At 70.0% G+C, this 26,287-nt stretch carries 22 protein-coding genes; 9 read left to right on the top strand and 13 right to left on the bottom strand.

Translation table 11 applies throughout. The features are described from left to right. The first annotated feature begins 9 nt into the window (after positions 1-9). Positions 10-465 carry a large-conductance mechanosensitive channel protein MscL gene (gene mscL / locus AWC03_RS24800; protein ID WP_085243337.1) on the top strand — a complete coding sequence of 152 codons (456 nt, stop codon included), beginning with the start codon at positions 10-12 and terminating at the stop codon, positions 463-465. Here the strand turns inward: mscL and AWC03_RS24795 are convergent. The 5 genes from AWC03_RS24795 to rpmF all read right to left on the bottom strand — a co-directional run bounded on the left by AWC03_RS24795 (position 462) and on the right by rpmF (position 5,063). Further along, entirely contained in the window at positions 462-1,019 is a 558-nt protein-coding gene (locus AWC03_RS24795; RefSeq protein ID WP_067921405.1) for a MogA/MoaB family molybdenum cofactor biosynthesis protein, read from the bottom strand. The two genes, mscL and AWC03_RS24795, sit on opposite strands and share 4 nt — an antisense overlap. Then, positions 1,019-2,497: a S1C family serine protease gene (locus AWC03_RS24790; RefSeq protein WP_085243336.1), complete on the bottom strand. Its 1,479-nt coding sequence runs from the start codon at positions 2,495-2,497 to the stop codon at positions 1,019-1,021. The genes AWC03_RS24795 and AWC03_RS24790 overlap by 1 nt, the downstream gene beginning before the upstream one ends. Positions 2,498-2,572: 75 nt before the next feature. Next, entirely contained in the window at positions 2,573-4,117 is a 1,545-nt protein-coding gene (locus tag AWC03_RS24780; RefSeq protein ID WP_085243335.1) for a HAMP domain-containing sensor histidine kinase, read from the bottom strand. A gap of 16 nt (positions 4,118-4,133) precedes the next feature. Continuing rightward, a complete protein-coding gene (gene mprA / locus AWC03_RS24775; protein ID WP_085243334.1) occupies positions 4,134-4,823 on the bottom strand; it encodes a two-component system response regulator MprA in 690 nt (229 codons plus the stop codon). A 66-nt stretch (positions 4,824-4,889) separates the two neighbouring features. Next, positions 4,890-5,063 carry a 50S ribosomal protein L32 gene (gene rpmF, locus AWC03_RS24770; RefSeq protein ID WP_007168835.1) on the bottom strand — a complete coding sequence of 58 codons (174 nt, stop codon included), beginning with the start codon at positions 5,061-5,063 and terminating at the stop codon, positions 4,890-4,892. 290 nt (positions 5,064-5,353) lie between these two features. Between rpmF and AWC03_RS24765 the strand changes: the two genes are divergently transcribed. The 7 genes from AWC03_RS24765 to AWC03_RS24735 all read left to right on the top strand — a co-directional run bounded on the left by AWC03_RS24765 (position 5,354) and on the right by AWC03_RS24735 (position 14,516). Continuing rightward, the gene (locus AWC03_RS24765; RefSeq protein ID WP_085243333.1) at positions 5,354-7,072 is read left to right on the top strand and encodes an acyclic terpene utilization AtuA family protein; all 1,719 of its coding nucleotides are present in this window, start codon (positions 5,354-5,356) and stop codon (positions 7,070-7,072) included. Continuing rightward, positions 7,069-8,229 (top strand): acyl-CoA dehydrogenase family protein, encoded by a 1,161-nt coding sequence (locus AWC03_RS24760; RefSeq protein WP_085243332.1) that lies wholly within the window; start codon positions 7,069-7,071, stop codon positions 8,227-8,229. The genes AWC03_RS24765 and AWC03_RS24760 overlap by 4 nt, the downstream gene beginning before the upstream one ends. Further along, positions 8,226-9,821 (top strand): acyl-CoA carboxylase subunit beta, encoded by a 1,596-nt coding sequence (locus AWC03_RS24755; RefSeq protein WP_085243331.1) that lies wholly within the window; start codon positions 8,226-8,228, stop codon positions 9,819-9,821. The genes AWC03_RS24760 and AWC03_RS24755 overlap by 4 nt, the downstream gene beginning before the upstream one ends. A 5-nt stretch (positions 9,822-9,826) precedes the next feature. Further along, positions 9,827-11,860 (top strand): acetyl/propionyl/methylcrotonyl-CoA carboxylase subunit alpha, encoded by a 2,034-nt coding sequence (locus AWC03_RS24750; protein WP_085243330.1) that lies wholly within the window; start codon positions 9,827-9,829, stop codon positions 11,858-11,860. After that, on the top strand, positions 11,861-13,027 hold the full coding sequence (locus AWC03_RS24745; protein ID WP_085243329.1) for an acyl-CoA dehydrogenase family protein: 1,167 nt from the start codon (positions 11,861-11,863) through the stop codon (positions 13,025-13,027). It begins immediately after the preceding gene. Then, positions 13,027-13,806, top strand: coding sequence for an enoyl-CoA hydratase family protein (locus tag AWC03_RS24740; protein WP_085243328.1), 780 nt, complete (start codon positions 13,027-13,029; stop codon positions 13,804-13,806). Before AWC03_RS24745 ends, AWC03_RS24740 begins: the two co-directional genes overlap by 1 nt. A gap of 107 nt (positions 13,807-13,913) precedes the next feature. Continuing rightward, complete coding sequence (locus AWC03_RS24735; RefSeq protein ID WP_085243327.1) at positions 13,914-14,516, top strand: DUF1707 SHOCT-like domain-containing protein; 603 nt, start codon at positions 13,914-13,916, stop codon at positions 14,514-14,516. A 2-nt stretch (positions 14,517-14,518) separates the two neighbouring features. On the opposite strand, the gene AWC03_RS24730 is transcribed toward AWC03_RS24735, so the two are convergent. From AWC03_RS24730 to AWC03_RS24700, 7 genes are all read right to left on the bottom strand, one after another. Next, on the bottom strand, positions 14,519-15,367 hold the full coding sequence (locus tag AWC03_RS24730) for an aldo/keto reductase (RefSeq protein WP_085243326.1): 849 nt from the start codon (positions 15,365-15,367) through the stop codon (positions 14,519-14,521). A gap of 192 nt (positions 15,368-15,559) precedes the next feature. Then, on the bottom strand, positions 15,560-17,539 hold the full coding sequence (locus AWC03_RS24725) for a vWA domain-containing protein (RefSeq protein WP_085243325.1): 1,980 nt from the start codon (positions 17,537-17,539) through the stop codon (positions 15,560-15,562). Beyond that, positions 17,532-18,917 carry a sigma 54-interacting transcriptional regulator gene (locus AWC03_RS24720; RefSeq protein ID WP_085243324.1) on the bottom strand — a complete coding sequence of 462 codons (1,386 nt, stop codon included), beginning with the start codon at positions 18,915-18,917 and terminating at the stop codon, positions 17,532-17,534. The genes AWC03_RS24725 and AWC03_RS24720 overlap by 8 nt, the downstream gene beginning before the upstream one ends. 41 nt (positions 18,918-18,958) lie before the next feature. Next, positions 18,959-20,542, bottom strand: coding sequence for a bifunctional phosphoribosylaminoimidazolecarboxamide formyltransferase/IMP cyclohydrolase (gene purH, locus AWC03_RS24715; RefSeq protein ID WP_085243323.1), 1,584 nt, complete (start codon positions 20,540-20,542; stop codon positions 18,959-18,961). Continuing rightward, positions 20,539-21,186, bottom strand: coding sequence for a phosphoribosylglycinamide formyltransferase (gene purN, locus AWC03_RS24710; protein WP_085243322.1), 648 nt, complete (start codon positions 21,184-21,186; stop codon positions 20,539-20,541). The genes purH and purN overlap by 4 nt, the downstream gene beginning before the upstream one ends. A 21-nt stretch (positions 21,187-21,207) precedes the next feature. Continuing rightward, a complete protein-coding gene (locus AWC03_RS24705; protein WP_169716551.1) occupies positions 21,208-22,593 on the bottom strand; it encodes a cell division protein PerM in 1,386 nt (461 codons plus the stop codon). Between the two features lie 39 nt (positions 22,594-22,632). Then, entirely contained in the window at positions 22,633-23,523 is an 891-nt protein-coding gene (locus AWC03_RS24700) for a DUF5336 domain-containing protein (protein ID WP_085243320.1), read from the bottom strand. Positions 23,524-23,779: 256 nt separating this feature from the next. On the opposite strand from AWC03_RS24700, the gene AWC03_RS24695 reads away from it, so the two are divergent. Beyond that, the gene (locus AWC03_RS24695; RefSeq protein ID WP_085243319.1) at positions 23,780-24,628 is read left to right on the top strand and encodes an LLM class F420-dependent oxidoreductase; all 849 of its coding nucleotides are present in this window, start codon (positions 23,780-23,782) and stop codon (positions 24,626-24,628) included. 73 nt (positions 24,629-24,701) lie between these two features. On the opposite strand, the gene AWC03_RS24690 is transcribed toward AWC03_RS24695, so the two are convergent. Further along, a complete protein-coding gene (locus AWC03_RS24690) occupies positions 24,702-26,228 on the bottom strand; it encodes an acetyl-CoA acetyltransferase (RefSeq protein ID WP_085243318.1) in 1,527 nt (508 codons plus the stop codon). Positions 26,229-26,287 lie beyond the last annotated feature (59 nt).

Here is a 26,287-nt window from a genome sequence, read left to right as displayed (position 1 = left end):
GACATCTGAATGTTCAAAGGGTTCAAGGAGTTTCTCTCGCGCGGCAACATCGTCGACCTGGCCGTCGCGGTCGTCATCGGTACTGCCTTCACCGCGCTGGTCACCAAGTTCACCGACAGCATCATCTCGCCGCTGATCAACCGGATCGGCGTCAAGCAGCAGTCCAATGTCGGCATTCTGAAGATCGGCATCGGCGGCGGCCAGACCATCGACCTGAACATCCTGCTGTCGGCCGCCATCAACTTCGTGCTGATCGCCGCGGTCGTCTACTTCTTCGTCGTGCTGCCCTACAACACGCTGCGCAAGCGCGGCGAGGTCGAACAGGCCGACGACGCCCAGATCGTTCTGCTCACCGAGATCCGCGACCTACTCGCCCAGACCAACGGCGACTCGTCCGGCAGGCACGGCGGAACAATCACGACGCCCCCGCCGGAGCACGGGCCCCGCGCCGACGCCGAGGCCTAGATTTCCAGGCTGGACAGCTGCCCGATGATCTGCGCGGCCAGCGGGTTCAGCGTCGCCATCCCGTCGCGCACCGCGTAGCGGGAGCCGGCCAGGTTCACCACCAGCGTGCTTCCGGACACCCCGGCCAGGCCGCGTGACAATCCGGCGTCGATGATGCCCGCGGACAGCCCCGACGCCCGAATCGCCTCGGCGATGCCCAGGATTTCACGGTCCAGGATCTCCCGGGTGGCTTCCGGGGTGACGTCGCGCGGCGTGACGCCCGTGCCGCCGACGGAGACCACCAGGTCGACACCGCCGATCACCGCGGTGTTGAGCGCGTTGCGGATCTCCACCTCGTCCGCCGCGACCGCGACCACGCCGTCGACGACGAATCCAGCCTCGGTCAGCAGCTCGGTGACCAGCGGCCCGCTGTGGTCCTCGTCCCCGTGGGCGGTGCGATCGTCGACGACCACGACCAGCGCACGCCCGACCACCAGCTCCGCACCCGTCTCCATGGGTGCCACGGTATAACCGAGCTCCGACAATCCCGCCGCCGAGGGTTCTTCGACTCGCATTACTGATCCGCCTTCCCCAGAGTCACCGGCACGGTACGGCTGCCGCCACCAGCGGGATCCTGGAAGGTCAGCGTAATCTTGTCGCCGGGCGCCTTGGACCGCACGGCGGCCACCAGGGCGTCGGCGCTGTTGATCGGGCGGTCGTCCACCTTGGTGACGATCACGTTCTTGGGAACGCCGGCGCTCGCGGCCGCACCGTTGGGCACGACGTCGACGACCTTGGCGCCCGGGGAGCCCTTGTCGTTGGTCACCTGCACGCCCAGCGAGGCGTGGGACGCCTTGCCGGTGCTGATCAGCTCGTCGGCGATGCGCTTGGCCTGATCGACCGGGATCGCGAAGCCGAGCCCGATCGAACCGCTCTGCGCGTCGGGCGAGTCCGCACCCAGGGTGGCGATCGCGGAGTTCACGCCCACCAGTTGGCCGTTCATGTTGACCAGCGCGCCACCGGAGTTGCCCGGGTTGATGGCGGCGTCGGTCTGGATCGCGTCCAGAACGGTGTTCTGGTTGCCCGACTCACCGGTGGTGGACACCGGCCGGTTCAGCGCGCTGACGATCCCGGTGGTCACCGTGCCGGACAGGCCCAGCGGCGACCCGATGGCCACCACCGGTTGGCCGACCCGCAGATCCGACGAGGAACCCAACGAGATCGGGGTCAGCCCCGACACACCCTGCACGCGGATCACGGCGATGTCGCTCGTCGGATCGGCGCCCACGACCGTGAACGGCGCGGTGCGGCCGTCGGCGAACGTCACCGTCGTCTTGGGGGCCGGAGCACCCGGTCCGCCACTGGGGGGTGCGCCCGGACCGCCGGGGGGAGCGCCGGGACCCTTCGCCGGCCCCGCGGCCGCCGCGACCACGTGGTTGTTGGTCAGGATGAGCCCGTCGGCGGAAAGGATGATGCCGGAGCCCTCCTCGGACTGGCGGCCCAGATCGGTCTCCAGCATGACGACGCTGGGGACCACCTTGGAGGCAACCTGCTCGACGCTGCCGGGCGGCATGTTCGCCGCCGGGACGCTGGGGGCGCCCCCGCCGATGACGCTGTGCCCGCTGCCGTTGGTCGTGTGGGTGCCCAGCTCGACGGCCGTGGCGGCGACTCCACCGACACCGGCCGAGACCACCGCGATGGCCACCGCGCCGACGGCCAACAGCCCTGCGCGGGGCCGCTTTTGGGGAGCGGGCGGCATCGGCGGCAGCATGCCGGGGACCGGGCCCGTCCCGGCGGCCCCGGGCATGGGGCCTACGCCCGCTCCTCCCGGCATCCGGCCGGGACCGGTGCCGTTGAACGGTTCGTAGGGCTGGCGGAACTGGGTGGTCTGGGATTGCTGCCGCCAGTCGTATGGCTGGCTATACGGTGGCTGATGCCCCTGGCCGTAAGCAGAGGTCCCCGGATGGGTCGGGGCGGGCGCAGGCTGATTAGGCACGGGACGGTATCCCGGCTGCTGCTGCGGCGGTGGCGAATACCTCGGGTCATTCGTCATGTCGCTGGGTCGCTCTTCCTCTATCTCGGTATTCGGCTCGTCGGCTCGACGGGCTCCTCAACACTAGCTGCAGACCTACCTTGCCCGCGCGGACTGAGAGTCCACTGAGATAACGTTCGCCGGTTCCCGAGAGTTCGACTCGTCGGTGGCCACCGGGACGGTGGCGTCCGATTCCTCATCGGGGTTCGCGGCGGCGGGCGCCGGATACGCAGAGGGCGGCATCGGCCGGCCGGGCAGCAGGACGTAAAACGAGGTGCCCGGCGGCTGTCCGCCCGGCACGGTGTCCTCGACGCGAAGCAACCCACCGTGATTGAGCACGACCTTCTTGACGATCGCCAGACCAAGGCCGGAGCCCGGCATGGCGCGTGCGGTCGTCGAACGGTAGAACCGCTCGAACACCAGGCGGCGTTCGTGCGGCGGGATCCCGGGGCCCTGGTCGGACACCACCAGCTCCGCGTGCGACGGGTCGAGCTGGCGCATGGTGACACCGACGCGTCCGCCCGCGGGACTCCACTTGGCCGCGTTGTCCAGCAGGTTCAGCACCGCGCGCGACAGCCCGGCGGCGTCGCCGTAGACCTGCCAGGGGGTCACGTTCACATCGAAGTGAATGTCGTTGCGGCGCCGCCTGACTCGCTCCAGGCTGCGGTCGATCACCTCGGACATGTCGACCGGTTCGTGCACCACCTGCCCGGCGTCGTCACGGGTGAGGTCCACCAAATCGCCCACCAGCGTGGACAATTCCTCGATCTGCGCCAGCACGTCGGCGCGCAGCTCGACCATCTCCTGCTCGGGCAGCCGCGGCGCGCCCGGCTCCATCGACGCCATCAGCAGCTCGACGTTGGTGCGCAGCGACGTCAGCGGGGTCCGCAATTCGTGCCCGGCGTCGGTGACCAGCCGCGCCTGCCGCTCGCGGGACTCGGCCAGCGCCCGCAGCATCAAGTTGAACGCCTCGGTGAGCCTGGCCAATTCGTCGCTACCGAACACCGGGATGGGTCGCAGGTCGTCGGTGCGCGCCACCCGCTCGGCCGCCTCGGTCAGGCGAGCCACCGGACGCAGGCCCGCCCTGGTGACCATGCCGCCGGCCACCGCGGCGACCGCGACACCGATGCCGCCGACGATCAGCAGCACCAACCGCAGCTTGGTCATCACCGCCTCGGTGGGCTTGAGGCTCTTGGAGATCAGCAGCGAGCAGCCGTTGGGCAAGTGGATGGCCAGGACTCGCTGATCCAGCGCGGTGCGCCGGGACATGAACAGGTCACCGCGGATCACCGCCTTCTCCGGCGCGCCGACGGGCAGCGTCTGGCCCGGCTGCTGCGCGGTGTAGATCGAGTGGCCCGGGTTCACCAGCATCGCATTGACGTCGGAATAGGCGGTGCCTTCGATGGCCTTGCCCGGGTCGGCGGCCAGCGAACCGCTGGCGATCAGCAGCTGCGCGCGGCTCTGCAGCTGGTTGTCGATATCGCTGTACAGCGCCGCCGAGATGACCGCGTACACGGCGAACGCCATCAGCACGACGACCATCGCCACCATCGACATCGCCAGCAGCATGACGCGCCACCGCAGCGACAGCGAGCTGGTGGCGCGAAGCGGAACGCGTTGCGGCCGTTGGTACCGGATCATCGTCGAATGCGGGGCGTCACGGCGGCGTCTCGCGAAGGACGTAGCCCACGCCGCGGACCGTGTGGATCAGTCGCGGCTCACCGCCGGCTTCGGTCTTGCGGCGCAGGTAGCCGACGTAGACCTCCAGCGCGTTGCCGGAGGTCGGAAAGTCGAACCCCCACACCTCCTCCAGGATCCGGCTGCGGGTGAGCACCCGGCGCGGATTGGCGATCAACATTTCCAGCAGGGCGAATTCGGTGCGGGTCAGGCTGATCTGGCGTTGTCCGCGGGTCACTTCACGGGTCACCGGGTCCAGCGTCAGGTCGGAGAACGTCATGGCCACCGATTCGGCGTCCTCGTCATCGGGCTTGGTGCGGCGCAGCAGCGCCCGCATCCGGGCCAGCAGTTCCTCCAGCGCGAACGGCTTCGGCAGGTAGTCGTCGGCGCCGGCGTCCAGCCCGGCGACCCGCTCGGACACCGAATCGCGGGCGGTGAGCACCAGGATCGGCAGGTCGTCACCGGTGCTGCGGAGCTGGCGGCAGACCTCGAGGCCGTCCAGCCGCGGCATCATCACGTCGAGGACGAGCGCGTCGGGCCGGTCGCTGGCGATCATCTCCAGCGCCTCCACCCCGTCGTGGGCCAACTCCACCGAGTAGCCATTGAAGGAAAGCGACCGCCGCAGCGACTCACGCACTGCGCGATCGTCATCGACGACCAGTATCCGCACGCAGCTAGTGTCGTCCCGACGCCTGAGAGCGGGCTGAGAGGCGCGCCGGGTGTTTGCCGAGATTAACTAACGCCGGTCCAGGTCGATCAGGCCCAGGCGGGCGGCCTTGAGCAGGCGGCGGGGCACCTTGTGCTTCTGGCCGGCGACCGTCACACCGACGAGTTCGGTCTTGGTGGCCTTCCACTGCGCGCGACGGCTACGGGTGTTCGCGCGCGACATCCTGCGCTTGGGTACGGCCATGGTCGGGCCTAACTCCTCGTGTCGGGGGCATGTCGCGGGGCATGGCCGGTGGGGCCGAACGTGCGACGATTGCTACCAGGATAGTCGGTGGCCTGGCGCTCACCAAAACGACGGCCGCCGGCGCCCAGATTGCCGTGCCGGCTGCGATCCGACGCCGTCATACGACCGTGGTGGCGATCTCGGCGCCGGAGGCGATCGGACGTCCTTGACGTGGCACCGGCGCGACCCGCTAACCTACCGGTTGGTTGGTTGGTTTGCGCTCACCGGTGAATCGCAGATTGGAGGACTGCATGGCCTCTGCCCCTGCTCGCGACGCTGTCCGGATCGCGAACTGCTCCGGGTTCTACGGCGACCGGCTGTCGGCGATGCGGGAGATGCTCACCGGCGGGGACGTGGACTACCTCACCGGCGATTACCTGGCCGAACTGACCATGCTGATCCTGGGCCGCGACCGGATGAAACATCCCGAGCGCGGCTATGCCAAGACCTTCCTGACCCAGCTCGAGGACTGCCTGGGCGAGGCACGCGACCGGGGCGTCCGCATCGTCGCCAACGCCGGCGGCCTCAACCCGGCCGGACTGGCCGACGCGATCCGTGCCCTGGCCGAGCGGCTCGGCATCCCCGCCCGGGTCGCCCACGTCGAGGGCGACGACCTGCTGGCGCGCGCCGCCGACCTCGGCCTGGGCACGCCCCTGACCGCGAACGCCTACCTGGGCGCGTGGGGCATCGTCGACTGCCTGGGCGACGGCGCCGACGTGGTCGTCACCGGCCGGGTCACCGACGCCTCGGTGATCGTCGGGGCGGCGGCGGCGCACTTCGGCTGGGACCGCGCCGACTACGACCGGCTCGCGGGCGCCGTGGTCGCCGGCCACGTCATCGAATGCGGCGTGCAGGCCACCGGCGGCAACTACTCCTTCTTCACGGAGATTCCAGCGGAGCCCGGCCTTCTGCACGCCGGCTTCCCGCTGGCCGAGGTGCACGCCGACGGCTCGTCGGTGATCACCAAGCACCCCGGCACCGGTGGGCTGGTGAGCGTCGACACCGTCACCGCGCAGCTGCTCTACGAGATCACCGGCGCCCGCTACGCCAACCCCGACGTCACCGCCCGGATGGACACCGTCGCGTTGTCCGCCGACGGGCCGGACCGGGTGCGCATCAGCGGCGTGCGCGGCGAGCCGCCACCACCCACGTACAAGGTGTCGCTCAACAGCATCGGCGGATTCCGCAACGCGATGACCTTCGTGCTGACCGGGCTGGACATCGAGGCCAAGGCCGACTTGGTGCGCCGGCAGCTGGAGGCCGCGCTGACCGTCAAGCCCGCGGAGCTGCAGTGGTCGCTGGCGCGCACCGACCACACCGACGCCGACACCGAGGAGGCCGCCAGCGCGCTGCTGCACTGCGTGGTCCGCGACCCCGATCCCGCCAACGTCGGACGTCAATTCTCTTCGGCCGCTGTCGAATTGGCGCTCGCCAGTTATCCCGGCTTCCACGTGACCGCCCCGCCGGGCGACGGCCAGGTCTACGGCGTGTTCACCGCCGGCTACGTCGACGCCACCCAGGTGCCGCACGTCGCGGTGCACGCCGACGGCTCGCGCCGCGACATCCCTTGCGCCACCGAGACTCTGGAGTTGGCGCCCGCCGATCCCCCGGCCTTGCCGGAGCCGTTGCCGGAGGGTCCGACCCGCCGCGTTGCGCTGGGCCGCATCGCCGGGGCGCGCAGCGGCGACAAGGGCGGCTCGGCCAACGTCGGGGTCTGGGTCCGCACCGAGGACCAGTGGCGCTGGCTGGCCAACACGCTGACCGTCGAGCTGCTCGTGGAGCTGCTGCCCGAGGCCGCGCAGTTCGACGTGACCCGCCACGTGCTGCCGAACCTGCGCGCGGTCAACTTCGTCATCGACGGCATCCTGGGCCAGGGCGTCGCCTACCAGGCGAGGTTCGACCCCCAGGCCAAGGGGCTGGGCGAATGGCTGCGCGGCCGGCATGTCGACATCCCCGAAAGGTTGTTATGAATCTCTGGACAACACCCGAGCGCGAAGCGTTGCGAAAGACCGTGCGCGCCTTCACCGAACGCGAGATCCTGCCGCACGCCGACGAGTGGGAGCGCATCGGCGAGCTCCCGCGCGACCTGCACCGCCGGGCCGGGGCGGCCGGCCTGCTGGGCGCCGGCTTCCCCGAGGCGGTCGGCGGGGGCGGCGGCGACGGCGCGGACGCGGTGATCATCTGCGAAGAGGTGCATCAGGCCGGCGCGCCGGGCGGGGTCTTCGCGTCGTTGTTCACCTGCGGGATCGCGGTGCCGCACATGATCGCGTCTGGCGATCAGCGGCTGATCGAAGAGTTCGTCCGCCCGACGCTGGCCGGCGAGAAGATCGGCGCGCTGGCCATCACCGAACCCGGCGGCGGTTCGGACGTGGGGCACCTGCGGACCTCGGCTGAGCTAGTCCGCGGCGACGGCGACGCCTACTACGTGGTCAACGGCGCCAAGACCTACATCACCTCCGGGGTGCGCGCCGACTACGTCGTCACCGCGGTGCGCACCGGCGGTCCCGGCGCGGCGGGTGTTTCGTTGCTGGTGGTCGAGAAGGGCACGCCGGGTTTCGAGGTGAGCCGCAAGCTGGCCAAGATGGGGTGGCGGTCCTCGGACACCGCCGAGCTGTCCTTCGTCGACGCGCGGGTGCCGGCGGCCAACCTGGTCGGCGCCGAGAACAGCGGCTTCCTGCAGATCGCGGCGGCGTTCGTCTCCGAGCGCATCGGCCTTGCGGCGCAGGCGTATGCGAGCGCCCAGCGGTGCTTGGACCTGACGGTGCAGTGGTGCCGCGACCGCGAGACCTTCGGGCGGCCGCTGATCTCCCGGCAGTCGGTGCAGAACACCCTGGCCGAGATGGCCCGGCGCATCGACGTCGCCCGGGTCTACTCCCGTCATGTGGTCGAACGCCAGCTGGCCGGTGAGACCAACCTGATCGCCGAGGTGTGTTTCGCCAAGAACACCGCCGTGGAGGCCGGCGAATGGGTGGCCAACCAGGCCGTCCAGCTGTTCGGCGGCATGGGCTACATGGCCGAATCGGAAGTCGAACGCCAGTACCGGGACATGCGGATCCTGGGCATCGGCGGCGGGACCACCGAAATCCTGACCTCACTGGCCGCGAAAACGCTGGGATACCAATCATGACCGTCCTGCAGTCAACGCTGGACCCGTCGTCGGCCGCCTACAGCGACGCGGCATCGACCGCGACCACCCGGCTCGGGGAGATCGACGCCGAGCTCGCCAAGGCGCTTGCGGGCGGCGGCCCCAAATATGTGGAGCGCCACCACGGGCGGGGCAAGCTGACCGCGCGGGAACGCATCGAGCTGCTGGTCGACGCGGACTCCCCGTTCCTGGAGTTGTGCCCGCTGGCGGCGTACGGCAGCGCATTCCAGGTCGGCGCCAGCGTCGTCACCGGCATCGGTGTGGTGTCGGGCGTCGAGTGCATGATCGTCGCCAACGACCCGACCGTCAAAGGCGGCACCAGCAATCCGTGGACCCTGCGAAAGATCCTGCGGTGCAACCAGATCGCCTTCGAGAACCGGCTGCCCGTCATCTCGCTGGTGGAGTCCGGCGGTGCGGACCTGCCGACGCAGAAGGAGGTGTTCATCCCCGGCGGGCGGATGTTCCGTGACCTGACCCGCCTGTCGGCGGCCGGCATCCCCACCATCGCGCTGGTGTTCGGCAACTCGACCGCCGGCGGGGCCTACGTGCCGGGCATGTCCGACCACGTGGTGATGATCAAGGAACGCTCCAAGGTGTTTTTGGCCGGCCCCCCGCTGGTCAAGATGGCCACCGGCGAGGAATCCGACGACGAATCGCTCGGCGGTGCCGAAATGCACTCCCGCGTCTCGGGTTTGGGTGACTACTTCGCCGTCGACGAACTCGACGCGATCCGGATCGGGCGGCGCATCGTCGCCCGGCTGAACTGGCGCAAACAGGGACCCGCGCCCGGGCCGGCCCCCGATCCGTTGTTCGACGCCGAGGAGCTGATCGGCATCGTGCCCGCGGATCTGCGCATCCCGTTCGATCCGCGCGAGGTGATCGCCCGCATCGTCGACGGCTCCGAGTTCGACGAATTCAAGGCCATGTACGGCTCGTCGCTGGTGACCGGGTGGGCTCGGCTGCACGGCTACCCGGTGGGCATCCTGGCCAACGCCCGCGGGGTGCTGTTCAGCGAGGAATCCCAGAAGGCGACCCAGTTCATCCAGCTGGCCAACCGCTCCGACACCCCACTGTTGTTCCTGCACAACACCACCGGCTACATGGTGGGCAAGGATTACGAGGAGGGCGGGATGATCAAGCACGGCTCGATGATGATCAACGCGGTCTCCAACTCGACCGTCCCGCACATCTCGCTGTTGATCGGCGCGTCGTACGGGGCCGGCCATTACGGCATGTGCGGCCGCGCCTACGACCCCCGGTTCCTGTTCGCCTGGCCCAGCGCCAAGGCGGCGGTGATGGGCGGCGCCCAGCTGTCGGGGGTGCTGTCGATCGTGGCGCGGGCCGCCGCCGAGGCCCGCGGCCAGCAGGTGGACGAGGAGGCCGACGCCGCGATGCGGGCGGCCGTCGAGGGGCAGATCGAAGCCGAGTCGCTGCCGCTGGTCCTGTCCGGGATGCTTTACGACGACGGGGTGATCGACCCGCGCGACACCCGCACCGTGTTGGGAATGTGTCTGTCCGCCATCGCCACTGGCCCGATCAAGGGGACGTCGAACTTCGGCGTCTTCCGGATGTGAGCCCCATGGTCACTCGAGTGCTGGTCGCCAACCGGGGCGAGATCGCCCGACGGGTGTTCGCCACCTGCCGGCGGCTCGGCCTGGGCACCGTCGCCGTCTACACCGACCCGGACGCCGCCGCGCCGCACGTGGCCGAGGCCGACGCCCGGGTGCGGCTGCCGAAGACCAACGACTACCTGAACGCCGAGGCGATCATCGCGGCCGCCCACGCCGCCGGCGCCGACGCGGTGCACCCCGGCTACGGGTTCCTCTCGGAGAACGCGCAATTCGCGGCCGCCGTGCAGGCCGCGGGCCTGACGTGGATCGGCCCGCCGGTGGACGCGGTGCGGGCGATGGGCTCCAAGATCGAGTCCAAGAAGCTGATGGCCGCCGCCGGCGTCCCGGTGCTCGACGAACTGGACCCCGACTCCGTCACCGAGGCGCAGCTGCCCGTGCTGGTCAAGGCCTCCGCCGGCGGCGGCGGCCGCGGCATGCGGGTGGTGCGCGAATTGTCGGCCCTGGCCCGCGAAGTGGAGGCCGCCCGCCGCGAGGCACAGTCCGCATTCGGCGACCCGACGGTGTTCTGCGAGCGCTACCTGCCGACCGGACACCACATCGAGGTGCAGGTGATGGCCGACACCCACGGCACCGTCTGGGCCGTCGGGGAACGGGAATGCTCCATCCAACGCCGGCACCAGAAGATCATCGAGGAAGCCCCCTCCCCCCTGGTCGAGCGCACCCCGGGCATGCGGGCCAGGCTGTTCGACGCGGCCCGGCTGGCCGCCGGGGCGATCGGCTACACGGGCGCCGGGACCGTCGAGTTCCTCGCCGACGATGACGGCGAGTTCTATTTCCTGGAGATGAACACCCGGCTGCAGGTCGAGCACCCGGTCACCGAGGAGACCACCGGGCTGGACCTGGTCGAACTGCAGCTCGCCGTCGCCGACGGCGACCGGCTCGACGCCGAACCGCCCGTCGCGCAAGGGCATTCGATCGAAGCTCGGCTCTACGCGGAGGATCCCGCCCAGGGCTGGCAGCCGCAGGCCGGCCGCGTGCACGACTTCGAGGTGCCTGCGGTGCGATCACGATTCGCCACGCTGGGGCAGCGGACGGGCATCCGCCTCGACTCGGGCATCGCCGCCGGATCGACCGTGTCCATTCACTACGACCCGATGCTGGCCAAGGTCATCTCGTACGCGCCGATCCGCAGGCAGGCCGCACTGGTGCTGGCCGACGCGCTGGCCCGCACCCGGCTGCACGGCCTGCGCACCAACCGCGAGCTGCTGGTCAACGTGCTGCGCCACCCCGCGTTCCTCGACGGCGCCACCGACACCGCATTTTTCGACACGCACGACCTGACGAAACTGTCGGCCCCCCTGGCCGACGAAGCGACCGTCCGGCTGTCCACGATCGCCGCCGCGCTCGCCGACGCCGCGCACAACCGTGCGACCGCTCCGGTCCTGGGATCGCTGCCCAGCGGCTGGCGCAACCTGGCGTCGGGCTATCAGGTGAAGACCTACCGCGACGCCGACGGCGGCGAGCATCGGGTCGAATACCGCTTCACCAGAACGGGATTGCTCCTCGCCGACGACGAGCCGGTCCGGCTGGTCTCGGCCACGCCGGACGAGGTCGTGCTCGCCGACGGTTCCGGGGTGGCGTACGGCTTCGCCGTCGCGCGTTACGGCGAGAACGTCCACATCGACTCGGCGCGCGGGCCGGTCCACCTGGTGGCGCTGCCGCGGTTCCCCGAGCCGGGATCGGCCGTCGAGCAGGGGTCGCTGGTTGCGCCGATGCCCGGCAGCGTGATCCGGATCGGCGCGGCGGCCGGCGACACCGTCGACGCCGGCCAGGCGTTGATCTGGCTCGAGGCGATGAAGATGGAGCACACCATCACCGCGCCGACCGACGGCGTCCTCGTCGAACTCAACGTCAAGACCGGCCAGCAAGTCGAAGTGGGCGCCGTCCTAGGAGTGATCGCAAGCGCGGCGCAGCCGGGCGCAGTGGGTCACGACCATCCAAACCCGCGGGTCGAAGCGCCGCAAGCAGAAGGAGATTCGTAAATGACCGACACCAGCTTCATCGAGAGCGAGGAACGTCAGGCCCTGCGCAAGTCGGTGGCGGCGTGGGCCGCCAACTACGGCAGCGAGTATTACCTGCGGAAGGCCCGCGCGCACGAGCACACCGACGAATTGTGGTCGGAGGCGGGCAAGCTCGGCTTCCTCGGGGTGAACCTGCCCGAGGAGTACGGCGGCGGCGGCGCCGGCATGTACGAGCTTTCGCTGGTGATGGAGGAGATGGCCGCCGCGGGCAGTGCGCTGCTGCTGATGGTGGTGTCCCCGGCCATCAACGGCACCATCATCAGCAAGTTCGGCACCGAAGAACAGAAGAGGCGCTGGATTCCCGGCATCGCCGACGGCACCCTGACGATGGCCTTCGCCATCACCGAGCCCGACGCCGGCTCCAACTCCCACAAGATCACCACCACCGCCCGCCGCGACGGCAGCGACTGGATCCTCAAGGGCCAGAAGGTCTACATCTCCGGCATCGACCAGGCGCAGGCCGTGCTGGTGGTGGGTCGCACCGAAGAGGCCAAGACCGGCAAGCTGCGGCCGGCCCTGTTCGTGGTGCCCACCGACTCCCCTGGATTCACCTACACCCCAATCGAAATGGAGCTGATCAGTCCCGAACGCCAGTTCCAGGTCTTCCTCGACGACGTCCGGCTGCCGGCCGACGCGCTGGTCGGTTCCGAGGACGCCGCGATCGCGCAGCTCTTCGCCGGCCTGAATCCCGAGCGGATCATGGGCGCCGCCAGCTCGGTCGGGATGGGACGGTTCGCTCTCGAGAAGGCCGCCGACTACGTCAAGACCCGCCAGGTGTGGGGCACGCCGATCGGCGCGCACCAGGGACTGTCGCATCCGTTGGCCCAGTGCCACATCGAGGTGCAACTGGCCAAGCTGATGATGCAGAAGGCCGCCGCGCTCTACGACAGCGGCGACGACGCGGGCGCGGCCGAGGCCGCCAACATGGCCAAATACGCTGCGGCCGAGGCGGCTACCCGCTCGGTCGACCAGGCGGTGCAGTCGATGGGCGGCAATGGGCTGACCAAGGAGTACGGCGTCGCGGCCATGCTGGCCTCGGCCAGGCTCGGGCGAATCGCCCCCGTCAGCCGCGAGATGGTGCTCAACTTCGTGGCGCAAACATCGCTGGGCTTGCCCCGGTCGTACTGATGGAAACGCTGGTCGAATACGCCGGCCCCGCCGAGACCGGCGGGCCGTTCGCGCGGGTGACGCTGAACTCGCCCCACAACCGCAACGCGCTCTCCACCGCGCTCGTCGAGCAGTTGCATCAGGGGCTGCGCGACGCCGCGGCGGACCCGGGCGTGCGCGCGGTGGTGCTGGGCCACACCGGCGGCACATTCTGCGCCGGCGCGGACCTGAGCGAAGCCGGCGGCGGTGACCCATTCGACATGGCCGTCGCCCGGGCCCGCGAAATGACCGCGGTGATGCGGGACATCGTCTCGTCGCCGCTGCCGGTCATCGCCGCGATCGACGGGCATGTCCGCGCGGGCGGCTTCGGACTCGTCGGCGCCTGCGACATCGCCGTCGCCGGGCCGCGCAGCACCTTCGCCCTGACCGAGGCGCGCATCGGCGTCGCCCCGGCGATCATCTCGCTCACGCTGCTGCCGAAGCTGTCCCCGCGCGCCGCGGCGCGCTACTACCTGACGGGCGAGACATTCGACGCCGCCACGGCGGCGGACATCGGCCTGGTCACGATGGCGGCCGAGGACGTCGACGCGGCGGTGAGCGGACTGCTCGCCGACGTGGGCCGCGGTTCGCCCCAGGGGCTGGCGGCCTCCAAGGCGCTCACCACGGCGGCGGTGCTGGAAGGGTTCGACCGCGACGCCGAAGGGCTCGCCGAAGAGTCGGCCCGGCTCTTCGTATCCGAGGAGGCCCGGGAGGGCATGCTGGCGTTCCTGCAGAAGCGCACACCCGGCTGGGCGAGTTAGCCAGGTGTCAAACAAAGGCCCCGCACGCAAGCGGTCGGCGCGACGCGAGGTTGCAGTTTGACCAACTCCTCTTGCAGCAAAGGCTGGAGGTCGTAGGCTCGTGGGTGATGAGCAACTCTGCGCAACGCGATGCGAACGACACGCGCGACGAATCGTCGCGCGCGGCCGACACTGATCGCATCCAGCTCGCGCAGTTGCTGGCCTACGCGGCCGAGCAGGGCCGCCTACAGCTCAAAGACTACGAAGACCGTCTGACCAGGGCGTATGCGGCGACCACGTACGAGGAACTGGACCGGCTGCGGGCCGATCTGCCGGGTGCGCCCATCAGCCCGCGCCGCGGCGGCAAGCCCAACCCCGCGCCGTCCACGCTGCTGCTGGCCCTGTTGAGCGGCTTCGAGCGGCGCGGCCGCTGGAACGTGCCCAAGAAGCTGACCACCTTCGCCTTGTGGGGCAACGGGGTGGTGGATCTGCGCTACGCCGACTTCACCTCGACCGAGGTCGACATCCACGCGATGTCGATCATGGGCGCCACAACAATTTTGCTGCCGCCCGAGGTGAACGTCGAGATTCACGGCCGCGGCGTGATGGGCAACTTCGACCGCAGCGTCCTCGGCCAGGGCACCCCCGGCGCCCCGACGGTGAAGATCCGCGGCTTTTCGCTGTGGGGCGGCGTCGGCATCGTTCGCAAGGCCCGCCGGCCCCGCGGCTAGCGTCAGCCGGGCACGTAGTCGAACTTGTCGGGGTTAGGCCCGTTCCTCCCCGATTCACCCTTGTCCAGCGCCGAGATCGCGTCCATGTCGGAGTGATCGAGTTCGAAATCGAAAAGCTGGAAATTCTCTTTGACCCGTTCCGGAGTCACCGACTTGGGGAACACGACGTCGCCGCGCTGAATGTGCCAGCGCAGCACCACCTGTGCCGCGGTCTTGCCGCGCGCAGCGGCGACACGGTTGATCACCGGATCGTCGAGCACCTTGCCCTGTGCGATGGGTGCCCACGCCTCGGTGACGATGCCGTGTTCGCGTCCGTACGCCCGGACCTCTGCGTTGCCGAAGTATGGGTGAACCTCGATCTGGTTGACCGACGGCACGGTCCCGGTTTCCGCGGCGAGCCGGTTCAGATGTGCCACTTGGAAATTCGAGACGCCGATGCTGTGGGCGCGCCCGTCGCGGGCGAACTCCTCGAACACCTTCCAGGTCGAGACGAAGTCACCGTCATAAAGCGTGGGCAGCGGCCAGTGGATGAGGAACAGGTCCACGTAGTCGGACCCCAGGGCTTTGAGCGTTCCGTCGAAGGCGCGGCGCGCGTCGTCGGGCTGGTGAAACCCGTTGTTGAGCTTGCTGGTGATGAACACGTCGGCGCGGTCGAGACCCGCGTCCCGAATGCCCTGTCCGACTTCCTTTTCGTTGCCGTACATCTCGGCGGTGTCGATGTGCCGGTAGCCGATCTCGAGCGCGGTCTTGACCGCCGCCGCGGTCTCGGCCGGCTTGATCTGGAACACGCCGAAGCCGAGCTGCGGAATGCCGACACCATCGTTGAGTTGGATCGTTGGAACCTTGCTCATGCATCTCCTCCTTCGTAAGGCCTATACCCGGTCGGCCGCGCTCTTATCGGAGGCAACGGCGATCCCGGTCCGAGAGCGCGCTCGATACCCCAGCCTGGCCGGGCCGGACGTGCGTGTCTTCGCCGCTGGCGTCCATCGACGCTGCGGGCCACCGCCAGTGCGCGCATGGCAGCCAGCCGCAACCCGGGCGGGCTAACGGCGACGCGACCGCAGGTAGTCGCCCACCACGGCCGCGCCCAGGCCGTCGACGTCGGGCACCACCACGCGCCCCTCGACGCGCCGGGCGACCTGGTCGATGAACCGGGCCAGGCCGGGGTCGCTGCCCAGCCGGAAGATGGTGATCTGCGCGCCCAGGCGGGCCATGTCGTCGAACCCCCGCACGGTGTGCGCGATGGTCCGCGGATGCGGCGGGTAATCGAAGAACACGGTGGTGCCGTCGCCGTCGAAGTCCTCCAGGTGCGCGGTGGGCTCACCATCGGTCACCACCAGCACAACGGGCTGCGCGTTGGGGTGCCGCCGCAGGTGCCGGCCGGCCAACGCCAGCGCGTGGTGCAGGTTGGTGCCCTGCTCGTAGACACCCTCCAAACCGGTGAGCTCGGCGGCGGTCACCGTCCGGGCGTAGCGGCCGAACGCGATGATCTGCAAGGCGTCGGAACGAAATCGCGTGCACACCAGGTGATTGAGGGCCAGCGCCGTCTGCTTCATCGGCAGCCAGCGATTCTCCATCACCATCGAGAACGACGTGTCGACCAGCAGGGCGACCGCGGCCTGGGTGCGCGTCTCGGTCTCGGAGACCTCGACGTCGTCCACGGTGATCTTCAGCGCTGGGGCACCGCCGTCCAGGGTGGCGGTTCCCGCCTGCCGCAACACCGCGTTGGTCAGCGTGCGGGAGATGTGCCACGGCTCGGTGTCACCGAACTGCCACGGCCGGGTCGCCCCGGTGAGTTCGCCGGCCGCGCCCGCGCGCCGATGGTCCCGCTCGCCGCGCCGGCCGGAAAGCTGTTGCGCCACATCGCGTAGCGCCGTCTCGCCCAACCTGCGCATGGCCTTCGGGGAGAGCCGCCACTGGCCGTCGGAACCCCGGTCCAGGAAGCCCTGATTGACCAGCGCCCGCTCCAGCTCGGCGAGCGTGCGGGCGTCGACGGCGGCCTGGTCGCCGAGTTGGCGGGCCAGCGCGTCGAGATCGACGTCGTCCATGGTGGCGCCCGGATAGCTTTGCGAGAGTTGTTCGGCCAGCTGCTCGAGCTCGGCGACGTCGGCCAGCGCTTGCGTGCCCTCACCCATGCCGAACGGGTTGTCGCCGGAGAACTGCTCGGACCCGGTCCAGTCCTCGCCCGGCCGGGCGGCCTGCAGATGCGCGTCGAGCCGGTTCAGCGCCTGCATCAGCGCGGGCGAGCCGAATGCCTGCTGCGCCAACGCATCCAGCTCGGCGCGCTGGTCGGGGCTCAGGCTGTTGCGGAACCGTTGCGCGGCCGCGGCGCGCTTGGCCAGCGAGTCCAGCAGCTCGTCGACGTTGCGCGGGTTCTCCGGGAAGAACTCGCCGTGCTTGTCCATGAAGTCTTGGAAATCTTGGGGCGAGTCCTGCCCATTCGCGTGCTTGTCCAGCAGCTCGTTGAGGTCGTTCAGCATGTCGTTGACGCGCTGGCGGTCCTCGTCGGTGGCGCCCTGCAGGGCTTCCTTCATGCCCGCGAAGCGCTGGTCGAGCATCTCGCGGCCGAGGAGATCCTTGATCTGGTCGTACTTCTCGCGGGCCTCGGTGCTGCGCCAGTTGTAGTCCGAGAGCTCCTGGACGGCCTTGGCCGGCGAGGCGGGCAGGGCGTCGAGTTGCAGTTCGCCGAAGCGGGCGTCGTCGTCGAGCGCGCGGGCCAGTTCCTTGCGTTCGGCCAGCACGGCCTCGTCGAGCAGCTTCTTGATCTCCTGCAGGGTGCCGTCCAAGTTGTTGCGCCGCAACAATTCCCGGCGGCGCTTGTTGGCCTCGGCCGCCAGCCGGTCGGCGCCGCGCATGTTCTTGGTGCCGCGGCGCAGCAGCTCCGAGAGCGCACGGCGCGGCGAGGTGCCGGCCATGACGTCCTGCCCGATCTGCTCGAGGGCCTCGCGCAGATCCACCGGCGGGGCCAGCGGGTCCGGCCCGCCGGTGTACGCCGAGTACCGCGACGAATGCCCTTTAGCCATAGACGGTTTGGCCCTCCTCGGACACCTTGTCGATCCGCTTGGCCAGATACAGGGCCTCCAGCGCCAGTTCCAGCGCGGCGGCGCGCTCGCCCTCGGACTGGGCGTTGACCTTGGCCGCGATCTTGTCCACCACGGGCAGGGCCGGAACCGCGGCCAGCACGTCCTTGGCCGACACCCGCTCGCCGGTCGTGACCGCCGAACCGCCCTCGACCGCGGACACCAGCGACCCGACGTCGATGCCGCCGAGGACCCGCGACGCGGTGTCGGCGGTGGCCCGGCGCAACAGGTGCTCCAGCACGGCCTGCTCGCGGCCCTCCTCACCCGACTCGAATTCCAGCTTGCCGCGCAGGACGTCGATCACCGTGCCGAGGTCGACCACTCGGGCCACCGGATCGGTCTCCCCCAGCACCGCGCCGCGATGCCGCGCGGCGGCGGCGACGGTTTCGGCCGCCGCGATCGCGAACCGCGCCGACACCCCGGAGCGCTGGTCGACCGAACTGGACTCCCGCAGATACCGGGCGAACCGGGCGATCACCTGCATGAGGTAGTCGGGCACCTGCGCGGACAGGTGCGCCTCCTGCACGATCACGCCCACCTCCGCGTCGAGCTCCAGCGGGTAGTGGGTCCGGATCTCCGCTCCGAACCGGTCTTTGAGCGGGGTGATGATGCGGCCGCGGTTGGTGTAGTCCTCGGGGTTGGCGCTGGCGACCACCAAGACGTCCAGCGGCAGGCGCAGCGTGTAGCCGCGCACCTGGATGTCGCGCTCCTCCATCACGTTGAGCATCGACACCTGGATGCGCTCGGCGAGGTCGGGCAGCTCGTTGACCGCGACGATGCCGCGGTGTGCGCGCGGGATCAGGCCGTAGGCGATGGTTTCCGGGTCACCGAGGCTGCGGCCCTCGGCGACCTTGATGGGGTCGATGTCGCCGACCAGGTCCGCGACGCTGGTGTCGGGAGTGGCCAGCTTCTCGGTGTAGCGCTCGCTGCGGTGTCTCCATTCCACCGGCAGGTCGTCGCCCAGGGTCGCGGCCTTGCGGATGGACTCCGGAGTGATCGGCGAGTAGGGGTGCTCGCCCAATTCCGCCCCGGCGATCACCGGCGTCCATTCGTCGAGCAGCCCGACCAGAGCGCGCAGGAGCCGCGTCTTGCCCTGGCCCCGCTCGCCGAGCAGGACGAAGTCATGTCCGGCGATGAGCGCCCGCTCCAGCTGGGGCAGGACGGTGTCGTCGAAACCCAGGATTCCCGGCCAGACCTCGTCACCCTCAGCCAACGCGGTCAGCAGGTTTTCCCGGATTTCCTGTTTGACTCCCCGCTCACGGTGGCCGGCGGTACGCAGCTCGCCGACGGTACGGGGCAGATTGCTGGGTGATGGCACCACTCCACGCTACGCGTTGCCCATTCGGCCCACGCGCCGAACGTTCAGTGAGCGAAGTGACGGGCCCCGGTGAGATAGAGCGTGATCCCGGCGTTGGCCGCCGCCGCGGTCACCTCGTCGTCGCGCACCGACCCGCCGGGGTGCACGATCGCCTTCACCCCGGCGGCCGTCAATGTCTCGAGCCCGTCGGGGAACGGGAAGAACGCGTCGGATGCCGCGACCGCGCCGCGGACCCGGTCGCCTCCGCGTTCGACGGCCAGCCGCGCCGCGTCCACCCGGTTCACCTGCCCCATGCCGACGCCGATGGTGGCCCCGCCACCGGCGATCACGATGGCGTTCGACTTGACCGCGCGGCAGGCCCGCCACGCGAAGAGCAGGTCGGTCAGCGTCGCCGGATCGGCCGGGGAGCCCGTCGCCAGGGTCCAGTTCGCCGGGTTGTCGCCGTGCGCGTCGAGTTCGTCGCGCTGCTGCACCAGCAGCCCGCCGCTGATGGGCCGCAGTTCGGTGCCCCCGGTCAGCGGCTCGGAGGCCACCAGCACGCGGATGTTCTTCTTGCGGGTCAGGGCTTCCAAAGCCTCCGGCGCGTAGGCGGGCGCGATGATGACTTCGGTGAAGATGGTGCTCACGTATTCGGCCATCTCGAGGCTGACCTCGGTGTTGGCCGCGATGACGCCGCCGAAGGCGCTCAGCGGATCGCATTCGTGGGCCTTGCGGTGCGCGTCGGCCACCGATTCCGACGAGATGGCGATCCCGCAGGGGTTGGCGTGCTTGATGATCGCGACGCAGGTCTCTTCGTGGTCGAAGGCGGCCCGCCAGGCCGCGTCGGCGTCGGTGAAGTTGTTGTACGACATCTCTTTTCCGTGCAGCTGCTCGGCCTGCGCCAGGCCGGGCCAGGCGCCGGGGTCGCTGTAGAGCGCCGCCTGCTGGTGCGGGTTCTCGCCGTAGCGCAGCATCGCCGAACGTCGCCAGCTGCGCCCCAGCCATTTGGGGAACGCGGTCGGCGGGTGCTCGGGCGCCAGCGTCGACTCCATCCAGCCGGCGACGGCGATGTCGTATTCCGCGGTGTGCTGAAACGCCAGCGCCGCCAGCTTTTTGCGCTCGGCGAGGGTGAACCCGCCGTGCCGCACCGCGGCGAGCACGCCGTCGTAGCCGCGCGGGTCGGTGATCACCGCGACGCTGGGATGGTTCTTCGCGGCCGCGCGCACCATCGACGGCCCGCCGATGTCGATCTGCTCGACGCACTCGTCGATGCTGGCGCCCGAGTCGACGGTCTCGCTGAACGGATAGAGGTTGACGACGACGAGTTCGAAGGCGGGGATCCCGAGTTCCTCGAGCGCCGCGGCGTGCTCGGCTTTGCGAAGATCCGCGAGCAGGCCGGCGTGCACCCGGGGGTGCAGCGTCTTGACCCGGCCGTCGAGCACCTCGGGGAAGCCGGTCAGCTCCTCCACCCGGGTGACCGGAATCGCTTTGTCGGCAATGGTCTTCGCCGTCGATCCGGTCGAGACGATCTCGACGCCGGCGTCCGCCAGGCCCCGGGCGAGTTCGACGAGGCCGGTCTTGTCGTAGACGCTGATCAGCGCGCGGCGGATCGGCCTTTTCGCCGTCTCCGGCCAGTCGTCGGTGCTCATCGGTTGCTCGCCTTTCGTCCGATCGTCGCTGTTCTCCCGACCAGGGTCAGGCCGCCGGTCGCGATCTCGCCCACCACGTCCACCAGGAGCTTCCGTTCGCTGACCTTGATGCGTTCATGCAGGGTCTCGACGGTGTCGCCGTCGAGCACCGGCACGGCCTGCTGGGCCAGGATCGGCCCGGTGTCCGTCCCGGCGTCCACCAGGTGCACGGTACAACCTGTGACCTTGACGCCGTAGGCCAACGCGTCGGCGACTCCGTGCGCGCCCGGGAACGCCGGCAGCAGCGCCGGATGCGTATTGACGATCCGCCCATAAAACCGTGAAAGGCATTGCGACCCAAGTATTTTCATGAAGCCCGCCGACACCACCAGGTCGGGCGAGTTCGCGGCGATAGCCTCGGTGATGGCCGTGTCCCAGGCGGTTCGGTCGGGGTGGTCGCCGAGCCGTGCGGTGAAGGTCGGCAGCGCGGCCCGCGCGGCGATCTCGAGGGCCGTGCAGTCGCGATCGGCGCCGACCGCGACCACGCGGGCCGGGTAGTCACCGACGGCGGCGTCGAGCAGGGAGCTCAGCAGCGACCCGGTGCCCGACGCCAGCACCACCACCCGCGCGGGCGCACTCGGGGGCACATGGAGCGGTTCGGGCACAGGGAGAGAGCCTAGTGGGAGCTACTCGTCGGGCTCGCGGTCGGTCGCGGTCGGCTCCGCCTCACCGGGCGCCGGCGCGACCTCGTCGCCGGTGACCGCGTCGTCGTCGCCGCTGTCCAGCGCGCCGTCAGCGGCCACGTCGTCGGGGTCGGCGACATCGGCAACCGGCTCGTCGACCGGCTCGACGTCGGGCTCGTCGAAGACGCCCGCAAAGTCGGCGGGCGCGGCCGCGGCGGGCGCGGGCTTGGACCGACGGGGCCGTGCCCGGACGCCGCCGGCCATGAACACCGTGATCCCGCCCACGACCGAGAACCAGAAGAACACCCCGACCAGCAGGGCGCCCTGGTCGACGCCGACATCGCCGAAGTTTCCCAGCCGGCCGCTCCCGCCGTAGGCGAGCAAGGACATCGCCAGCGCCCCGGCGGCCGAGGCGACCAGCAGCTTGGCCATCGCCGGGAGCAGCGGCAGCGCGCGCCGAGCGCATTGCTGCCCGACCGCCACCCCGGACGACGCCCCGATGATGAGCAGCGCGACCCACGCCGGTCCGAGCGGCGGCCGCGGGGCGGCGGCCAGGATCGGCAGCGCCGGGATGTCGCCGCCGAACACGGTGAAGGAGCTGAACGTCGCGAAGCCGAGGTGGGCGCTGGACCCGACCGCCATCGCCGAGGTGCCGACGATGACGTTGGGCGCGTACAGCATCGACAGCACCGTGAGGCTGAACTGCCCGAAGATCGAATCGGTGATCCCGTAGAGGTCTTGCATGGTCGCCCAATGCACCACCAGCGAGGCCGCCGTGACCATGCCGGACAGCCCGAGCAACGCCAGCATGCCCGCGGACGCGGCACGCACGGCGTCGCCCAGCCACAGCGGCAGCGACGAGGCCACCAGTGCCCGTCGTCCCACCCGGGACGAGACGCCGACCGCGGCGCCCACGGCATGGACGACGAGCACGCTGGCGAACGCGCGCAGGGCGTTGGGCGTCTGCAGCTCGGTGATCACCGACGACGCGTCCTGGATGACGGCCAGGGCGATCGCGGCGATCAGCAGGGGGCCGCCCAGCGCGGAGGCGACGACCCAGCGGACCACCAGCCACGAGGAATACGGGGCGATGGCCCGCGCCGTGGTGCGCGCCGTCGCCCAGACCATCAGCAGCACCGGCAGCAGCGGCATGACGCCCAGCTCGCGGCCGCCGATGGAAATCGGCACCTGGTGCACGCCGAGCCACATGCTGGCGATGGCGCCCAGCGCCCCGGTCATGTCGCTGTTGGCGATCAACAACTGCAGCAACGTGACCGCGGCGATGATGACCAGGGCCACCACCGCCGGGCCGAACGCGACCCGGACTAGGTCACGCGCCTGGCGGGCGCCCGCCGGCCGGCTGTCCGCGCCTTCCGACACCCTGTTCACTCTCTGGCGCACGTCCCGACTAGGCGCGAAGGCGCACCGTTAGGACGGCGCGGGGCCAGACTGCGACGAAGGCGACTGCTGCTCCTGGCCGTAGGGCTGCTGGCCGCCGGCCTGGTTGGAGTAATTGGACGCCGAACCCTCGGAGCCGGCACCGGCCGCAGGCGGCGGGCTGAAGCTCGGGAAGCCGGTGGGCGGCGTGGACGGACCCTGCTGCGCGGCCTGTTGGGCCCCGGACTGCGGCGCGGGCTGGGCGCCGAAACCGCCGGTGGGAACCGCGGTTTGGGTCGGGCCCTGACCGGTCGCATATCCGTACTGCGATCCGTACCCGGGGTGCTGCGGCGATTGCTGCTGGCCCGGCTGGCCGTAGTAGGGCTGCTGGCCGTACTGCCCGTATTGGCCGTACTGCCCGTACTGGGCGTACGGGTCGTATTTCGGCCGCGGCGTGGGCGCCGTGATGACACCCGCGTCCAAGAGCACGACGACGACGGCGGCGATCGCCTGGAGCACGCTGCAGGCCACCAGGGGCCACATCGCCCAGCCGATCGAGACGCCGGCGGGCAGGTTGATGGTCTCGGTGACGGCGAGCAACCCACCCAGGACCGCGATGACCGCGACCATTCCGGCGTAGCTCTTGGCCTTGGGCACCAGGCTGAGCCCCGCGAGCAGCGCAGCCAGCACCGCGACGATGACGGCCGTGCCCGCGTCACCGGCGCGGCCGCCGACGCCCGGGCCGAGGTCGGCGCCGATGGTGAAGGTGGGCCCGAAGTTCAGCAGGTACACCGCGAGGCCGAACGCGATCACCGCGATGTTCAGGTAGAGCGGGAGCTTGGTGGCGCCGTCGTCGTCCTTGGTGAACGACGGTGTGGAGCCTGCGTAGGAGCCGCCGGGCGGCGCGGTCGGGTATCCGGGGCTGCCGGGCGAGTAGGTCATGGCTCCTCCTGTTGCTTCCAGTGCCTTGAAGTGCCTTTGCGGGCGCCGCAGTTGCGTCGCGACGCTGTGCTTGCGGGCGCGCCGTTTCTTAACCGCCGTGCCCGGCGCTTGCGTTGCGACGCGATCGATCAACCACGCTAGCGCACTTCGGGACGCCGGTGCCGTGGCGACCGGCTTGGACACCAGACCGCCGCCGATCCGTGCCGCCGCGCCGGCCGCTTGCCCAGCAGAGGTAGAACACGTTCTAATTCTCCCCATGGATTACGGGCTTGTGCTTTTTACCAGCGACCGTGGCATCTCTCCGGCGTCGGCCGCGAAGCTTGCCGACGAACACGGCTTCACGACCTTTTACGTGCCGGAACACACCCACATCCCGATCAAGCGCGAGGCGGCACACCCGACGACGGGCGACGCGTCGCTGCCCGACGACCGCTACATGCGGACGCTAGACCCATGGGTGAGCCTGGGTGCGGCCTGCGCCGTCACGTCGCGGGTCCGGCTGTCCACCGCGGTGGCGCTGCCCGTCGAACACGACCCGATCACGCTGGCGAAAAGCATCGCGACCCTCGACCATCTGTCCGGCGGGCGCGTGAGCCTCGGCGTCGGATTCGGCTGGAACACCGACGAGCTCGCCGACCACGGGGTGCCGCCCGCCCGGCGCCGCACCATGCTGCGGGAATACATCGAAGCCATGCGTGAGCTGTGGACCAAGGAGGAAGCCGCCTACGACGGCGAGTTCGTCAAGTTCGGGCCCAGCTGGGCGTGGCCCAAGCCCGTGCAGCCACACATTCCGGTGCTGGTGGGCGCGGCCGGGACCGAGAAGAACTTCAAGTGGATCGCCCGCAGCGCCGACGGCTGGATCACCACCCCGCGCGACTTCGACATCGACGAGCCGGTGAAGTTGCTGCAGGACACCTGGGCGGCCGCCGGCCGCGACGGTGCTCCGCAGATCGTCGCGCTCGACTTCAAACCGATCCCCGAGAAGCTCGCCAAATGGGCCGAGCTCGGGGTGACCGAGGTGCTGTTCGGCCTGCCGGACAAGCCCGACGACGAGGTCGCGGCCTACGTCGAGCGGCTGGCCGGCAAGCTGGCCGCCCTCGTCTAAGGCGTGAGCAGACGCGAAATCGCATCCGACGCCGGGAACCAGTGCGAGTTTGCGTCTGCTCGCCACTGAGGCGTCAGGCCAGGGCGGCCCGGTTGTCCTTCTCGGTCGGCCGGACCACGATCGAAGCCCCGAGCGGCTCGCCGTCGCTGAGTAGCCCGACCAGATCGGGGTCCTCGCTCAGGGCCAGGAAGCGGCTGCCGTCGCCGTCGAGACGGCCGACGATGAGGCCGGTGTGCACCGGCCAGTCGTAGCGCACGGTGTAGGTCTCGATGGTCGCCGGACCGTCGGCCTTGACGGTCACCGGCATCTTGGGACGGGCGGCGACCTCGGCACGCAGCGCGGCGCTGTTGTCGGGCTTCCAGTTCACCGGGGTGGTCGAGTACACCCCGACGGAGTACTTGCTCATGATCCCGCCGTTGGCGGCGACCAGGCCGAATTGCCCTGGCAGGTCGCGCATTTCGCTGACGGTCTCGGCGATGCCGTGCAGTGAGTAGTTGTTGCCCGGCCCGCCGAAGTACGGCAGGCCGCCGGTGAGCGTCAGCCCGCGCGGGTCGTCGGTGGCCAGGCCCGTCCCGTCGCAGAAGTTGAACACCGGCACCGGGAAGCAGCTGTAGAGGTCGAAGGTCGAGACGTCGTCGATGCCGATGCCAGCGCCGCCGAGTGCTTCCCGGACCGCCAGCACCGAAGCCGAGTTGTGCGTCAGGTCGAGGCGGTCGAGCAGCGGTTGGTCCACCATGTCGGCGTGGCCGTGCAAGAACACCCAGCGCTCCGCGGGCACGCCGAGCCTGCGGGCCGCGGACACCGACATCAGCAGCGCGGCCGCACCCTGATTGACCTGGTCACGGGCCACCAGCAGCCTCGGGTACGGATCACAGATCATCCGGTTGGACGCGGTGACGGTGATGAGTTCGTCGACGCTGCGCTCTACCGGGGAAGACGCGAACGGGTTCTTCGCCGCCACCTTGGTGAACGGTGCGAATAGCTCGCCCATCTCCCGCCGGTAGTCGGAGACGCTCAAGCCCAGGCGGGCACGGCGCGCGTTCTCCAGCAGCCCGTACTGGGCGGGCGCACCGACCAAGCCATGCGCGACGGTGTAGTCGTCGAACAGGCCGTCGTAGCCGAAGCCCCGGTCCTCGAGGGAGCCCTCGACCGTGTCGGAGTGGTCCGGCTTCTCCCGGTCGGCGAAATACCGGATGCTGGAAGTGTTCTCGGAGCCGAAGATCATCACGACCTCGGCCGCACCCGAGGCGATGACGCCGGCGAACTCGGTGACCAGATGCTGCGGGCCCTGGCCGCCGATGGGTTCGAGAACCGCGCGGGCCGGTGTGGCACCGATGCGCTGGGCCACCGAACGCGGGTAGTTGTTGGACTTGCCCATCGGCGCGGGTGTGCGCCCGGAGAGCTCGAACTGCCGGATCGCGGCGACGGTGTCGATGGACGCGGCGACGGTGGCGGCGTCGGCCCCACAGTCATGCAGCGCGGCCCGCGCCGCCGCGGTGGCCAGTTCCACCGAGGACATCCCACGGTAGCCGGAGTCCTCGATGCGCTCGGTGAACTGCCCCACACCGACGATGACCGGCGTGTTCGGGTCGAGATTCATAGACCCACTATCTACCTAGGGCCGGGCCCCGGCCAAATCCGGGGCCCTCGCAGCGGTCC

It is taken from the genome of Mycobacterium europaeum, from assembly GCF_002102155.1.
In the GTDB taxonomy this organism is placed as follows: domain Bacteria; phylum Actinomycetota; class Actinomycetes; order Mycobacteriales; family Mycobacteriaceae; genus Mycobacterium; species Mycobacterium europaeum.
The sequence above is the reverse complement of the archived record's forward strand: the minus strand, read 5'-3'. Positions and strand labels throughout refer to the sequence as shown.